Here is a 15,290-nt window from a genome sequence, read left to right on the forward strand (position 1 = left end):
CGTACATTTAGCAAGCACTCCAGCTGTTGCCCCGGCCCAACAATATTTGTTGACCGGGAAGCCGCAACTTGTCAAAGTTCTGGCCGAATTTTCAGGGTCATAGCGAGGTGAACCCCATGGGCGAAGAATTTGCACCGAAAGAATCGGAGTTGAGCCAGATCTACCGCGAGGGCGATGTATCTGTGCAGATCGATATATACGAAGATGACGAGGGTGGCTGGCTACTCGAAATTGTCGATGAGAATAATAACTCCACCGTGTGGGAGGATGCCTTCGAGACAGAGCGGGAAGCTTTAGAGGAAGCCCTGGATGCACTGCGCGAAGAGGGGATTTCCACGTTTGTGGGGCCGGTGCAGGAAACGGATGGCAGCTGGTAAGGTTGCTACGCCTTTGGCCCCTTAAAGTGCGCTCGCTACACAGGCGGGCGTTTGGGGTTACTCTCCTCTGCCAAACCCTCCCAGACCTTGGGAGCCACTGATTATTGCTTCTTACCTGCCAGTAACTGCTATGGTTATGGTGAAGGGAATCGCGACTGTGTGACAGCACACCCCAATCACAGCGCCGTCGCGAGGCAACTGTGGAGCTTTTGTCTCCGACGGTGCTACCTAAGCAGCGGTTGCCTCTCCCATGATAATACGCGGCTTTTTCACTGTGATCTGCTTGCAGATTCTGTCCTTTTCCCTCTACGCCGATCCCTTGGCGATATCCAGCCAGCAGCAAATTCAAACAGATCTCAAGGAAGTCCGCTTAATCGCAAAACTACGCGGCTACGCCATCTTGGCGGGACGTCACTGTATAAATTGCGATGAAAACCTCGCAATTTATATACGGCGTATTGCCAGGCCCGGTGAAACGGAAAGTACTCACCAGACAGATGACGAGGTCGATCGTTATATCTATCCGGGTAAGTACCTGGACTATATGTCGAAAAAATTGGTGGAAAAAACCCGCATGTTCTATGGCCATTGCTATGAAGGGCAGCCCTCCCTTTTATGGCTCACTGAATACCGTTCGGGAGATACTTGGGTCCAATCTGAATATCTGGTTTTACTCGGCGATGAGGGGCTGGAGCATCGTTACGTAGAAGGGCAGCAGCCGAGTGTTTTGCAGCTGGAGAGCGAGCACTGTAAGGAGTTGCCTGGGGCGTTAATGGAAATGGAGCCTTAGGAGTGCCTGATTGCCAATAAAGGTTGGAGATATTAACTAGCGGGAAAAGGAATATATTGCACTCAGAGTCCTAGGAGGCATAAATACCTATTTCGAGTATGCAAGGCTGCGCCCATTAAGTTTAATCAAAGAATAAAATAAAAAAACCCCGCTGGAGGGCGGGGCCAAAAGGGTCGTTGAAATCAAAGGGTTGATGAAATCAGTTCTGCTTTACTTTACCGGTTCAAAAATGATTTTCAGTTCTTTCTTACCCCAGGCGCGAGCCTTACGGATATCTTTTTCCATCCACACATCAATACGGTTAGTGAAACGTTTGTTCATGCGGTCACGCACAGTGTAAGTACCGGGCAGACCTTCAATCTTTACTTTGGCGCCGTTGGTCAGACCGTGTTTTTCCAAATCACGGGAAACGGCGATGATTTTGTCACCGGGGCGCAGGCGATTGTTCCAGGCTGCTACCCAGGGGTCTCCATCTGTCTGGCCGGGTACCGAGTTATAAGCGGTGGCGTCTACGACCATGGTTTTCTTAAGGGCTGCCGATGCATTGACACTCACACCAATAGCAAGCAGGGCGGCGATGAAAAAAGCAGTGTTACGCAGAGTCTGTTTCATGATGTCCCATTACCTCCAGGAATCAAATGGTCACAAGCCAAAAGGTGCTTGCGAAATTTCCAAGTGTTTTTGGAAATAGCTGATCAATATTTAATCAACGCTGGCTATATTACTGGTGATTTAGGCGGAGGCAACTTTTTCTTATTACGCGACAAGTGGCCCTGAAAAACAGCAGGTTATTGCTGGGGAGGAAAACTATTAAACCTTAAATAATTGACTAATAAGATTTTTGTTTCCAAAAAATTATTTATTGAAGGTTAAAAATTTATTTTATTTTTATTATTAGGAAGTCATTTTTTGATGTGAAATTGTACTGACAGCGATGTCATCCTACGGGTACCAGATATACACTCGGACCGGTTTTCTAATCAGTAATGTAAAAGTAAAAAATTTCTCTGAAACTTTTTGTGACCATTCCGCCAAAATGGTTTGATTTGGTGAAAATGTATGAGATTAGGCGATAAAACCGTATCGTCATTTATCTTTAGGTGAAGAAAAATAGAGAAAAACTGAGCTCTAGAGGGTGGTTTCCCGGTTTTGCTGCACCGGTTCTACCTGCTGGCGCAACGCGGTCAAATAGTCACTGTCCTCATCCAAGTCGGGTAACTTGTGCTGCAAATCCAGTTGTACCGCTCTCTCCAACCAGTGAATCGCCTCTTCAAGATTACCCTGCCACTCGCAAACCTGTCCCAGGTTGAAATAGGTAATAGAGAGGTTTTGCCACTCTTCCTGATTGAGTAAGCCTTCCAGGGCACTTTTATAAAGAAGGTAGGCGGTACTAAGCAGATATTCGCGCTGGGTGGTCACCTCTTCACTGGCAGCTTGACGGTGATAGGTGTGTGCGAGTGCCGAGCGTACCCTGGCACTGGAGTGGGGCAATTGAGCCCCGGAATCCAGGTAGCGCAGGACCGACTGAAACTGTGCCCGCGCTAGTGGGTAGAGGTCTGGCCTCGATTGAGCCCCGAGTGCATTTAGCACGATGCCGTAGCGATAGCGCAAAGTGTGCTGTTGGGAAGGGAAGTCGCTGAGGGCGGAAATCGCTTTTTCATAGAGAGGCAGTGCGTCGCCAAAATTCCCCTGCCGAGCCAGTGCTTCTGCTTCATTGACCCAGCCAATTGCGCCCAGAGTTTCTCCACCGTGAGATTTGGCGCTGTGGGGTTGTGTGTTGTTGGGGAGAACGTCTGAAATAATAGATATAGCCGCAAGTAGTGCGGTCAGGCAGAAGAGTGCGTAAAACAGTATGTATAAATGAGGCAGTGGTTTATGCATAGGGATTTTCGCGCTTAGCCCGGTGACGACCGGGGGCCACAGTTGTGGTCCCCTTACGTCAGTAAATCCCTAGATGTCGAATTGTGCCAGCAACCCTTGAAGAGGATGGCGCAGAGTAACACCTGCAAAGCGGCTGGCCTGGCAGCGACAGGAGTAGCCGGTGGCGAGCTGGTTGTTTTTTCCGCCATCAAGCTTTGGGCCCCAGGATTGCTGGAAAATTATCCGTGAGGTTTCCTTGTGCGCAGCTTCGTGGCCATAGGTGCCGGCCATACCACAGCAGCCGAGATTCTCACCCTGCAGTTCCAGACCCAGAGCCGAAAATACTGTTTGCCAATCTTTTAGTGAGGCGGTGGCATTGGTTTGTTCGGTGCAGTGCGGCAGCAGTTGGAAGCTGCCGGGTTTTATCCGCGCTCGCTGCTGCTGTAGGTGACCTTCCTGTTGAGCTAGCCATTCCTGTAACAATTGCACTTTAGGGGCGTGTTCCCCTAGGATTTTTTTGTACTCGGAGCGGTAGGTGAGGGTCATGGAGGGATCTATCCCAACGAGGGGAATGCCGCTCTCTGCCAGGTTGTTGAGCATCTCGCTATTCCCCTCGGCAACCCGTTGGAACTGGCGTAGGAATCCATGGACGTGGAGAGGTTTGCCGTTGGCTCGATAGGGAGCGAGAATCGGCACAAAGTCCAATTGCTTGAGCAGACGCAGGATGTCCGCCACCACCTCGGCATCAAAATAGCTGGTGAAGGCATCCTGCACGATGATGACCGCACGGCTGCGCTGGGAAGGCCCCAGAGTCTCCAGGCAGGCTTTCGTGGCGGTGGGGACACCCAGTTCTTTCATGCTGGACTGCAAGCATCTCTGCGAGAGCAGCGGGCTGTCCACCATGCCGAAAACACGCTCCATCAAAAAAGATACAGGCTTCAGTTTTAGTGGCCAGTTGTACAACTGCGGCAGTTTTGCCAGGTGCGGCATCATGAATTCCAGCCCGCCCACGGCGTAATCCTTTAGCGGACGCAAATAGCGGCTGTAATAAAGCTCCAGAAACTTGCTGCGAAATTCAGGCACATCCACGCGAATAGGGCATTGCCCTACACAGGATTTACAGGCGAGGCAGCCCTGCATGGCTTCGTTAACTTCGTGATTGAAATCGTATTCGCCGCGGGTTTTTGCCAGGGTGTTAATAAAGCGTTTTGGCAGGCCGACAAAAAAGGAGCGCTCGCGGTATTTGCGCGCACTGGCCACTGCGTCTACACCTTGATTACTTAAAAGGCGCAGCCATTCCCGCATCAGCGAGGCGCGCCCCTTGGGGGAGTGAATCCGGTTGCGCGTGGCTTTATAGGAAGGACACATGGCATCGTCTGGGTTCCAGTTAAAGCAGGCACCGTTGCCATTGCAGTGGACTCCCTCGTCGTACCCCTCCCATACCTGAGCGGGAATCTGCCGGTCGTGTTCACCGCGAGTGCTCACGCCATCAATTTTCAGCAGGCTGGCACTGCCATTGGGTGTGGCAATTTTGCCTGGATTTAGTTGGTTGCGCGGATCGAATACGGATTTTATTTTTTGCAGTTCGGGATACAACTCGCCGAAAAATTCCGGGGCATATTCTGAGCGGACGCCTTTGCCGTGCTCTCCCCACAGCAGTCCTTTATATTTTTGCGTAAGGGCTACTACCTGATCCGTGATAGGGCGAATTTGTGCAGCCTGCTGGGGATCTTTCATATCGATCGCCGGGCGCACATGTAATACACCGGCATCCACATGTCCGAACATACCGTAATTGAGGCCGGCCTCATCCAGCACTGCACGGAATTCAGCAATATAGTCCGCCAGGTTTTCTGGTGGCACAGCGGTGTCTTCAACAAAGGGTATCGGACGTTTTTCCCCCTGGGCGTTGCCCAATAAGCCCACCGCGCGTTTGCGCATGGCCCAGATGCGATTCACTTCGGCGTGGCCGCGGGCGATGGAATAGCCGAAGCTCTTGCCCGGTTGACCGATGACAGCCTCGACATGTGCAATAAATTGTTGCAGGGTTTTTTCCAGTTCCTCCTCTGTATCTGCAGCGTACTCGACCAGGTTGATACCCTTGACCGGGCGATCCTCAGCGGGGAAAAACTCGCTGACGCTGTGCCAGACGATATCTTCCATAGCCAGCTGCAGCACCTTGCTGTCAACCGTTTCAATCGACATGGGGCCCGCGCGCATCAGATCCTTGGCATCGTGCAGCGCTTCCTGGAAGTGGTCGTATTTTAAATTGACCAATGCCACGCACTTGGGGATGGGAAGCAGGTTGAGCTTGGCTTCAGCAATAAATCCGAGAGTGCCTTCGGAACCGCACAGTACACTGTTGAGATTAAAGCGATCGCCTTCACGGATATGGGCCAAGTCGTAGCCAGTGAGACAGCGATTGAGTTTGGGAAACTTTTGCTCGATGAGTTCGGCTTTTTCCCTGGCGATGTCATCGCAGGTTTTGTGTATCTCAGCAGCGCGGCTGTCTTCTTTGCAAATTTCCTGCAGCTGGGTTTCCCCTATGGCGGAGGAGTGCCACAGCTCCCCGCCCATCAGCACCGTATGCAGCTCCAAGACATGATCGCGGGTCTTGCCGTAAACGCAGGAGCCCTGGCCTGAGGCATCCGTATTGATCATGCCTCCGATGGTGGCGCGGTTGCTGGTAGAGAGCTCCGGCGCAAAAAACAGGCCGTGGGGTTTCAGTGCGGCATTTAGTTGGTCTTTGACCACGCCGGCCTGTACGCGCACCCAGCGCTCCTCCACATTGATCTCGAGGATCTGGTTCATATGGCGTGAGATATCCACCACCAGACCATCGGTAAGTGATTGGCCGTTAGTGCCGGTGCCGCCACCTCTCGGTGAGAGCACCACAGAGTGAAACTCCTCCCGTTCAGCCAGTTCCGCCAATAGTTGTAGATCGCGGTTGTTGCGCGGGTACACCACTGCCTGGGGCAGAACCTGGTAAATAGAGTTATCGGTCGCCAAAACGGTGCGGCTGGCGTAACTGGGAGAGGTGTCGCCGCGGAAACCTGCGTCAGTCAGCTCCTGCAAAAACTGCAAATAGAGCGCCTGAACCTCGTTGACTTCGCGCAATGCTGGAATCATGAGCTAATCCGTACTTTCGGGGAGGAAGAGGCCGCAAACTGCCGGGGCTAGGTGAAGAGATAAAGAATCGCAGCCCTGCCGCTCGGTAAAAATGCGGCCCTGCATTGTAGCCGTGGTGTGTATGTGCGCAAGCAGCCAAATGGACTTGGTTGCAACCCAAAAGTTATACAAGTGGCCCACTTGTATAACTAATCGCGAGAGGCTATAAAAAAGGAATAGAAACTGACTCTGTGCTGCGCGACTATGCATATCCAGCTCTTACCTCAGAAAATCCCGGTTGGTATCAGCCGCTGTGCCGTGGGTGATCCCGTGCGTTACAACGGCAGTCACAAGCACAGTAAAGTCTGCACACAACTGCTGGGCAATTGTTTTGAGTTACATGCTTACTGCCCGGAGGTTGCCATTGGCATGGGAGTGCCGAGACCGCCGATTCACCTGATTGTGAGTGATCGCCTGCGTGCGGTTGGCCGGGAAGACCCCACCTTGGATGTTACTGAGGCCCTGGAAGCCTATGCGGATCAGCTCGTGCCCGAGGTGGAAAATCTGCGCGGCTTTATTCTGATGCAGAAATCCCCCAGCTGCGGTGTTCGTACGACACCGCATTACAACGAGGATGGCACTGGGGTGTTGGCCCATGATTCCGGCCTATTCGCTGCGCGCCTGCGTCGGCATTTTCCACATTTGCCTATGGAAGAGGTGGGTCGACTGAATGCCAGTGATTTACGCGAGAATTTTCTCACCCGAGTATTCGCCTACGATGCCTGGTATCGCTATGTGGCCATCGACCTGCGTCCTGCCAGGGTGATTGAGTTTTATACCGCCTATAAGTATTTGCTGCTGGCCCACAGCCAGCCACTGACCCGAGCCCTGGGTCAGTTTGTCTCTAATTCTCGCGCGATGCCGGTGGAAGAATTCGCTTATGAAGTGCGGGGCAAGATTATGGATATTCTCGGCCACCTGGCCAGCCGCAAAGACCGCACCAATGCCCTGATGCACAGTCAGGGTCACTTGAAAGGTTACTTGAACAAGGAAGAGCGTCATGAGTTGGCTCTTCTGATTGATGAGTATCGCTGTGGCAACAAGCCGTTATCGGCTGTACTCACGATGTTGCGCCATTATTTGCCGCGCAGTCCCCACCAGTTTATCCACAGTCAGGTACTGCTCGCCGCCGAGCCGGCGGAGTTGGGGTTGTGTGATTTTCGCTGAGCCTAGCCATGGTTGAAATTGAATCCCCCACTAAAGCCCACCTGCCAATTCGCGAGGTGGCGCGCCGTACCGGTGTTCATCCGGTCACTCTACGAGCTTGGGAGCGCAGATACGGCCTGTTAACGCCAACCAGAACCAGCAAGGGACACCGACTCTACAGTGAAGAGGAAGTAAGACGTATCGAAGAGGTGCTCGCCTGCCTAGCCCGTGGTGTGACTATCGGACGGGTACGGGAGCTGTTGGAGCGTAGACCGGCTTCTCTATTGACCACAGTGAAAGTAGAAAATACGGCTGGCAGCTGGCAAGAGATGATCGATGAGGCTTGTGATTTGTCTGAGGGCTTTGCCGATTTAAAGCTGCGCCAGCGCCTGGATCAGTGGATTGCTGCCTTCCCACCATCGCTGCTACTCGATCACTGGCTCAAGCCCCTACATGCCAAGCTAGCCAGACAGCGACAATCTGAGTCTTCTCAACATTTTTTTTGGCAGCTGTTCTATGAACAGCTGTTATTAGCTAATGGTATAGCCCGCAAAAATCTTGTCAAAGATCGGGTAACTTGTGAGAAGCGAGTATTGTTGTTGGACTTTCCCGGTAGTGATCAGCGAGCTTTTATACAATTATTTTGCGCCACACTTTTGGCTGCTGGTTTTGATGTGGTGGTTCTGGATTATCGCGCAGCCCTGCTGGGTTTGGAGGGTATCGTGAAAAAGCTCGGTGTGCATGCAGTGCTCTGCTACAGCCATCGGGCACTTTCGAAAGCTTTCCTTCAGAAAGAATTGCCAGGTTCTATACAAATGCTTCAAACATCTATTTGGCTGCTGGGGGATTTTGTAGAAATGCAGTCCGCTGATTTGGGCAATCTGAAGAAGCTCCCGATTACCTCAGTATCATCAGGCAATACAGACAGCGTCATGCGTCAATTGCGGGAGCAGCTGAAACGATGAATGGAAAAAATTCTCTGCAGCGAGGCCTGGTTTGGTTCCGCAGCGATTTGCGTATTCATGATAATTCTGCGTTGTACCACGCCAGTACCCGGTGCGAACAATTGGCTGCTGTTTTTATTGCCTGTCCGGAAACCTGGAAAAGCCATGATGAAGGCGATGCACTGGTTTCTTTTCGGATGGCTTGCCTACAGGAATTACAAGAACAGTTGCGACTTCGTAATATCCCTTTGTATTACCTCGAAGTCTCTAAATTCTCCCAGGTGCCTAATGCGCTTCAGCAAATTACTGAGCGCCTGAAGGCGGAGGCACTGTTTGCCAATGCCGAGTACCCATTGAATGAGCAGAGACGAGACAAAGCGGTGCGGGAAAAACTGCAAGAAAACAGTGTTCAGGTTGAATACTACAGTGATCGAACGCTGTTACCGCCGGGGGCGGTTAGAACCGCGAGTGGCGACCCCTACAAAGTGTTTACTCCCTTTAAGCGTTCACTGATCCAGTTGTGTACCGAGAGCGAGGTTAAACCCTTGCCCATGCCCAAGAAAATGCCCAACCACGATAAGGGCGAACACTGGCCGAAATGGTTGGCGTTGGAAGTGACGGGAGGGGGTAAGCTCACGCAGAAAATACCCTCCCAACTTCCGTGCTATTCATTGAATATCGATGGATCGGGTAGGGTGAAAGGCTGGGAGAGTGGGGAGAAGGCTGCGCAGAAATATCTGAAAGCCTTTGCTGAAAATATCGATAAATACCAGACAGAGCGAGATTTCCCTGCGAAAGATAGTACTTCCCGACTTTCTCCCTATTTAAACAGCGGGGCTATTTCTATTCGTCAATGTGTTCATATGGCCCTCAACCTAAATAAAGGGCTTTGGCAGGGAGGGAATGAAGGAATTGCCTGCTGGATTAGCGAGCTCGTCTGGCGGGAATTTTATACGCATTTGCTCGCGGATTTTCCTCGTCTAAGTATGGGCAAGCCATTTAAAGAGGAAACGGAACAGGTTCCATGGTGCTACGACAAGGATTTGTTTTCCCGCTGGACTCGTGGTGAAACCGGGGTGCCTATCGTCGATGCCGCTATGCGCCAGCTAAATGAAACCGCATGGATGCATAACCGACTGCGTATGATTGTTGCCTCGTTTTTGAGCAAAAATATGCTGATTGATTGGCGCTGGGGTGAGCGCTATTTTATGCAAAATTTGATTGATGGTGACTTTGCCTCTAACAATGGGGGCTGGCAGTGGACTGCCTCCACCGGCACTGATGCGGCACCCTATTTCCGTGTATTTAATCCCTATAGTCAATCGCAGAAATTCGACCCTAATGGAGATTTTATTCGCCAATATGTGCCAGAGCTTGTCTCACTGGGGAATAAAGAAATTCACAAGCCGCCCAAGGTTGAGGGGTATCCTCAGGTGATTTGTGATGTGGGAGCTGGACGTAAGCGGGCGATAGAAGTTTTTGCCAACCTGAAATAGCTCAGTGTATTCGTTTATTGGCAATAAAAAAGAAAATTAAATGCCTTCAGAGAGTTTCATCCTCTCTATAAACATTGACAGAGATTCTAGCCTCTAAATCGGAAGTAACCTTGAAGCTAATAGGCCTGCAACAGATCTGACAGTCTTCTATATACTCCTGCGGAAGTACAGTGGTATCGACTATCGTACTAAAATATTCACCACAATAGGGACATTGTATAGATTCTTCTATGATCGGATTCACGCTGCCCTCAACTGCCGCTGTTAATTTTATGTAAACCCTGGCAAAAATTCCTCCTATTGGCTATTCCAGCTTTAGAGGCTCTTTAAATGTAAGCGTTCGATAGGGAAAAGGAATTTCAATTCCGGCTTGATCGAGTGCACTTTTCACTGCCGTTACTACTTCTGCACGAGATTGACGAATTTGCAGGGGTGTCGAACCCGTCCACCAACAGACCTCAATATCAATGCTGCTTTCCCCAAAGGCTTTTGGAAATATCTCAATCGGGTCCTCCTTGCGTACTGTTTGGCAGGAGGCGACCGCTGACTCAATAATGGAAACAGATTTTGATAACTTTTCCTGATAGGCCACTCCCACCATAATCGTCACTCTGCGTTTAACCCGGTTGGTAATGACTTCACAGGGATTCTTGAAAAGAAAGAGATTTGGCACTACTACCAGCTCCCCAGTAACTTTGCGGATATTGGTATTGCGTACTTCAACTACTTCCACTCGGCCACAAATATCCTGGCATTCAATGAAATCACCCTCTTCTATGGGGAAACGCCACAATATTAATATGCCCGCAAAAAAATTTTCGAAAATATCTTTAAATGCCAGGCCAATTGCGACAGAAAGCAGACCTACCGCGCCCAGGGCTTTTGTAGGGGTGAGACCAGGAAAAAGCACCATAGCGGCAAGTAACAGGCCAACGAGCCAAGTAGCGCTAGTAAGCAGGCGAACAAACAGATTTTTTAAGGATCTTCTAGAAGTAGTATGACGAAATATGCGCCCGCCGAAATGCCGGACTAAACGTGCAACGCCCCAAGTGAGTAACAACATGATCAAACTGGCGATGATGTAGGGAATATGCCCTAAAAAATTTCCTCCGATTCGATCAATAGAAGAAATTACAGTCTCAGTGGCTGCAGAGAAAGATTCTGGGATAGTCCTCTCAAGAAATGTTTCTTTCGTCTCTTGATGTTGAGTAGTGAGTGACTTAAGGAGCAAAACTAGTTGGTTAAAGAGAATGTTCATTCCTATCTGACGTCAGTTTTTTGCTAGTGCACATTTGAGGCTATAGATTAAATGGGAAATACCTATGCACTATTATAGAAGGATTCTTTATCTCAATAGTGACAGCGAATTTATTAAAAACTAACTAACCAGATGATGTCGTTCAACATTCTCTGAAGAAATTTGGCTATGGTTTAGTTTATATCAATTCTGAGTGGGACGATTTTTATTGATATGATTCCTCCTTCTTGGTGTGTGTGTCTTCTATCTTGTTGTCGTGACTGTCATCTTGTACCTCAATGCGTGCTGCTGGTGCTTTACCCTTTTTATCTTCACCAAAGTATAGTGTTTGATGAGGGAAAGGTATCTCAATGCCTTTTTTATCAAATAATAATTTAATGCGCCGATTGAACTCTCTACCCACATACCATTTTTCATGAGCCTTGGTTTTTGTTCTTGCCTTAATTACAACGGAGCTGTCTGCGAAAGCATCTACCCCTAAAACTTCCAGAGGTTCGAGGATTAAGGGTCCAAATTCTTCGCTTTCACGCATTTCTTTGTCCACCTCCTGCAGGTATTGAATGACATTGTCAGTGTTTTCCCGGTAAGCGACCCCAATTTCCAGCAGGTAATAGCTAAAGTGCTTGGTCAAGTTGTCCACCACCGATATATCACTAAATGGAACTGTATATACGGTGCCATCTAGTGCACGTAACTCCACCTTGCGTAAGGTAATATTAGTAACCTCGCCAGTTCGCCCACCAACTTTGACAATATCACCAATTTGTAGCAGGTCTTCCAACAACACAGTAAATCCAGTTAGGAAATCCTTCACAAGGGCTTGGGCCCCAAACCCTACGGCAATACCAAAAACGCCAGCCCCTGCTAAAAGCGGCATCACATTAATATCCAATTCAGAGAGCAGCACGAGTGCCCCCATTATTGAAAGAAGAAATAGCAATATATTTTTTGCGAGGGGCACCAATGTGCGCATACGGGCATTACTGGAAGTGTGATGAGTATTAAAGTAGTGTTCCGTTGCAGCGTTGATCATTTCCCAGATGCTTATAAAAATGGCCAGTACTGAAAATAAAGCTAAAGCAATTTCGGCAAATTCGATGAGTGTATCTTTTGAAACGAAAATGCCAACAGAAGTGGGAAATAGCTCTGAAGCCGTGTAAATCACTAGAAGAGCAGCAAGAAAATATCCAAGCCATCGTTGCAGTCTAAACAGTGGGGAAAAACGATTACTATTCAAGCTAAGTTTTCTCCTAATAGGAGATAGTTTCTTGTGCATAAAACTAGCAAGTAGATTGTTAGATAAAACAACGGCTAGCAGCAGTACAATTGAAATTCCCAGAAGTAAAAAGGAGCCCGCCTGATTTGCCGTTAATCCAAACACACTCAGAAATTTTGTGTAGTCTTTGACTACCTCGGTAGCTATCTCATCAACCACCAGAACATCACTTATCTTCAGGATATCTGGATTCTCTTTGACCGTTGTCGTATCCCGTAATTCTTCTAGGTTGTCGATAAGCGCTGCTCTGCGTTCGGGATTCTGCAAAAGTTGGATGAGTTGATCTATCTCCTGAACCTGGGCATCTTCTCCATTTGGTGCACTATTGCTCTGAGTAGGTGCGGTTTGAGACTCATCTGATGGTTGAATAGTCGGACTTTTCGTCTTATGCGACTCTGTTGTCTTTAAATTGATAGCTTCCTGAGGTACTTGGGCATTGGATAGTGCTGATGATAAGCCAATCAGGATAGAGAAAAGGGTGGCTGAGGTGAGCCTGAGGAGGTCCTTGGTTTTCCAGTGATTGTATTGATATTTGCCTTTGCTCATAATTTAAAGTACCCAGTTTTCGATATCCTAAAGATTGCTCGCAATAAATATGCCAATAACTATAGGGATTATCAGGCGCATAGTTATCCAAAAGCTTCATATGTGTGACAAAACTGATATAACTTTTAAAGGCAGAATGTAATTTTTTCTAAAACTAAGTAAAAATTTCATCCAACCAGGTGAATTCTGAAGTAATGCATTGCTTTTTATTCTGATAGGACTTTGATATTGAGTCTTTTTACGAAAATGTAAGGTGCTTGGCTCAATCGTCTATAAAGCTTTCATTTTATGGAAGTGGATACCAACCTTGAGGTGCCAATTCCGCACTAGATGCTTGAGACCAATGGGTCAGAACAGGTAGGGCGGAGGCGGTGAAGAGCCAGTGACTTCCATCCTCTAAATAGTAAGAATGTAAAAATTGGTATCAATTGTGAAAGAGAAAATATATAAGCCTTGTTTGAGATAGGTTTGGTGTTAAATGGGGGACATTCTCTTAAATGGGAAAGTTGATTGAACTAGGTGTTGTCGGTCTTTTTATTTCTGCATTTCTGGCCGCAACAATACTTCCGGTAAGCTCAGAGATTATATTAACGACGCTGCTACTGAATGGCCTATCACCTGTCACGTTAGTACTTGTGGCAACTGTTGGTAATGTCGCTGGGTCATTGGTTAATTACGCTCTAGGCTATTGGGCAAGCTTGGGTGTGATAAAGAAATGGTTGAGGATGTCTGAAAGCGAGTTTGTAAGGGCTGAGCAGCGGTTTACAAAATATGGAATGATTTCTTTATGTTTTGCATGGGTTCCAATTATTGGAGATCCGTTAACGGTTATGGCGGGTGTATTAAGAATCCCTCTGTTGTGGTTTTTGGTTTTGGTGACAACCGGAAAGCTATTGCGCTATATAGTTGTCAGTTATATGGTGTTGCACTTCTCTTGAGTCAGGCGAATTCTTGTCCGTTTCTCTGTAGGGATAATATTGGGGGAAATTAGACCTTATTAGTTTGCTTAGGGCAGTCACTAAGGGTTAGCGAGTTTTATATTGAGGGCACTATATACGCGCAGGTGTGGGAGCTAAGGAAGTGAATTCCTCAGCCATCCTATTTTGGCGTGCTGTGAGAATCTTTGACTTTGGTTTGGTGGAGAGGTGAAGTAAGATCACCAATTGGTGAAGTTACTGGGCTAAGCATTGCGATGACAATATCAAGAAATTTTTATTTGTATCAATGTTTTTATCTTGCCTCCGGCATGAATTATTATAATACATCGGCGAGCCAATAAAAGTTTTGGAAATGCTGCTTTAAGCTTAAATTAATCCTTGGCTAAATGCGTAAATTACACTCAGAAACAAATCAATAAGAAGTATTGATTAACCATTAAAGTGTGAACACTTGCCTGCGTTTAACATCTCGCTCATGTTTTTTCACTATAACCCAAGCTTCTAGCATGCTGGCCTGATGAAATGTCTAGCCTAGAAAGTGATATATTTGTCAGTTTTCCCACTTAACCAATTTCTCCAATTGATTTCCAGTCCTTTTATCCCACCAATGTAGTCTTTATCGACCAGGTAATAGGAGTGTGTACGGTTTCCGCGCTCAAGCTTATGTATGAGTCGGATTACAAAGCTCTTACCCGTTGGTGTTGATAATAAAAAGTAAATAAATTGTCCTGCCTGTGCCTGCAATGGGGCTGACCCATTTCTTTGTTCATGACGCCACTTTGTATTGGGAAGTCTAATAAATGTACCTATATCCATTAGTTTCTCATGGCGCAGAGATGGGTTTACCCATTTATAGTTTTCCCAGTGGCTGGTAATTCGTAGCTGTCCCTCGACTTTTGACAAGGTTTCCATTTGCTCGGCCAGGCCTTCATTTAGCCAGGATTGGGCATAGGGGGTGACAGTATCCGTTATTGCGTGACTGACTTCGTGTTTAATGGTACGGAAAGTTCTGGCCCTATCTTTTTGAATGTAAACGACTATTTGGTTGTCGTTAGAAAAATAAATCCCATATGATGCTGGTGGTGATTCTCCCAGCCTTTTTTGTAGGTGTTCGTAGTAGGCTTTTTTGTCTTTTAAAACTAGAACTTTTACAGGGACTGTTTTGTAAAAGTCGAAAAATAGGACCCGGTCGTAAAATTCATAGACAAGATTTACATCATTGACAATCTTATTTAATTCCTGCTTGCTTAGATTGGTATCAATGGTTTCAACGGAAATATCATACCGAGACCAGTTGGAGATATGCTTTCTGGGCAAGATAACTTCTTGTTCAACACTATCTATTTTTTTGTCACTAAAGTGAACTTGACCATTTTCGTCTGTCCACTTGTAGATTTTAGCTGTTGCACTTATGGGGGCTAGAGATAGAAGAATGGTTAATATGGCTGGTATGGGTGAGGTCACTGCTTGAAACTTATAACTAATTTAAAT

13 protein-coding genes are annotated in these 15,290 nt (G+C 47.7%); 6 read left to right on the top strand and 7 right to left on the bottom strand.

The features are described from left to right. Positions 1-116: 116 nt before the first annotated feature. The gene (locus LC073_RS05645; RefSeq protein ID WP_226644662.1) at positions 117-377 is read left to right on the top strand and encodes a baseplate wedge protein 53; all 261 of its coding nucleotides are present in this window, start codon (positions 117-119) and stop codon (positions 375-377) included. 250 nt (positions 378-627) lie between these two features. After that, entirely contained in the window at positions 628-1,167 is a 540-nt protein-coding gene (locus tag LC073_RS05650) for a hypothetical protein (RefSeq protein WP_226644663.1), read from the top strand. Between the two features lie 210 nt (positions 1,168-1,377). Here LC073_RS05650 and LC073_RS05655 read toward each other — a convergent pair whose 3' ends face one another. The 3 genes from LC073_RS05655 to LC073_RS05665 all read right to left on the bottom strand — a co-directional run bounded on the left by LC073_RS05655 (position 1,378) and on the right by LC073_RS05665 (position 6,156). After that, positions 1,378-1,779 carry a 3D domain-containing protein gene (locus LC073_RS05655; RefSeq protein ID WP_226644669.1) on the bottom strand — a complete coding sequence of 134 codons (402 nt, stop codon included), beginning with the start codon at positions 1,777-1,779 and terminating at the stop codon, positions 1,378-1,380. Between the two features lie 516 nt (positions 1,780-2,295). After that, positions 2,296-3,048 (bottom strand): tetratricopeptide repeat protein, encoded by a 753-nt coding sequence (locus tag LC073_RS05660; RefSeq protein ID WP_226644672.1) that lies wholly within the window; start codon positions 3,046-3,048, stop codon positions 2,296-2,298. Between the two features lie 69 nt (positions 3,049-3,117). Then, complete coding sequence (locus LC073_RS05665; protein ID WP_226644673.1) at positions 3,118-6,156, bottom strand: FAD-binding and (Fe-S)-binding domain-containing protein; 3,039 nt, start codon at positions 6,154-6,156, stop codon at positions 3,118-3,120. Between the two features lie 243 nt (positions 6,157-6,399). Here LC073_RS05665 and LC073_RS05670 point away from each other — a divergent pair, with 243 nt between their 5' ends. Genes LC073_RS05670 through LC073_RS05680 form a run of 3 tightly spaced genes read left to right on the top strand, consistent with a single transcriptional unit; the run spans position 6,400 to position 9,781 of the window. Beyond that, a complete protein-coding gene (locus tag LC073_RS05670; RefSeq protein ID WP_226644675.1) occupies positions 6,400-7,362 on the top strand; it encodes a YbgA family protein in 963 nt (320 codons plus the stop codon). An 8-nt stretch (positions 7,363-7,370) separates the two neighbouring features. Then, entirely contained in the window at positions 7,371-8,306 is a 936-nt protein-coding gene (locus LC073_RS05675; protein ID WP_226644677.1) for a MerR family transcriptional regulator, read from the top strand. Next, on the top strand, positions 8,303-9,781 hold the full coding sequence (locus LC073_RS05680) for a cryptochrome/photolyase family protein (protein WP_226644679.1): 1,479 nt from the start codon (positions 8,303-8,305) through the stop codon (positions 9,779-9,781). Before LC073_RS05675 ends, LC073_RS05680 begins: the two co-directional genes overlap by 4 nt. A gap of 46 nt (positions 9,782-9,827) precedes the next feature. Here LC073_RS05680 and LC073_RS05685 read toward each other — a convergent pair whose 3' ends face one another. From LC073_RS05685 to LC073_RS05695, 3 genes are all read right to left on the bottom strand, one after another. Next, complete coding sequence (locus LC073_RS05685; protein WP_226644681.1) at positions 9,828-10,025, bottom strand: CPXCG motif-containing cysteine-rich protein; 198 nt, start codon at positions 10,023-10,025, stop codon at positions 9,828-9,830. A gap of 60 nt (positions 10,026-10,085) precedes the next feature. Continuing rightward, positions 10,086-11,039, bottom strand: coding sequence for a mechanosensitive ion channel family protein (locus LC073_RS05690; protein WP_226644682.1), 954 nt, complete (start codon positions 11,037-11,039; stop codon positions 10,086-10,088). 205 nt (positions 11,040-11,244) lie between these two features. Then, positions 11,245-12,861: a mechanosensitive ion channel family protein gene (locus LC073_RS05695; RefSeq protein ID WP_226644685.1), complete on the bottom strand. Its 1,617-nt coding sequence runs from the start codon at positions 12,859-12,861 to the stop codon at positions 11,245-11,247. A gap of 497 nt (positions 12,862-13,358) precedes the next feature. On the opposite strand from LC073_RS05695, the gene LC073_RS05700 reads away from it, so the two are divergent. Then, entirely contained in the window at positions 13,359-13,799 is a 441-nt protein-coding gene (locus LC073_RS05700; protein WP_226644688.1) for a YqaA family protein, read from the top strand. Between the two features lie 531 nt (positions 13,800-14,330). On the opposite strand, the gene LC073_RS05705 is transcribed toward LC073_RS05700, so the two are convergent. Beyond that, on the bottom strand, positions 14,331-15,263 hold the full coding sequence (locus LC073_RS05705; RefSeq protein WP_226644690.1) for a DUF4124 domain-containing protein: 933 nt from the start codon (positions 15,261-15,263) through the stop codon (positions 14,331-14,333). Positions 15,264-15,290: the final 27 nt, after the last annotated feature.

The organism is Microbulbifer variabilis (assembly GCF_020524905.1).
Lineage (GTDB): Bacteria > Pseudomonadota > Gammaproteobacteria > Pseudomonadales > Cellvibrionaceae > Microbulbifer > Microbulbifer variabilis_A.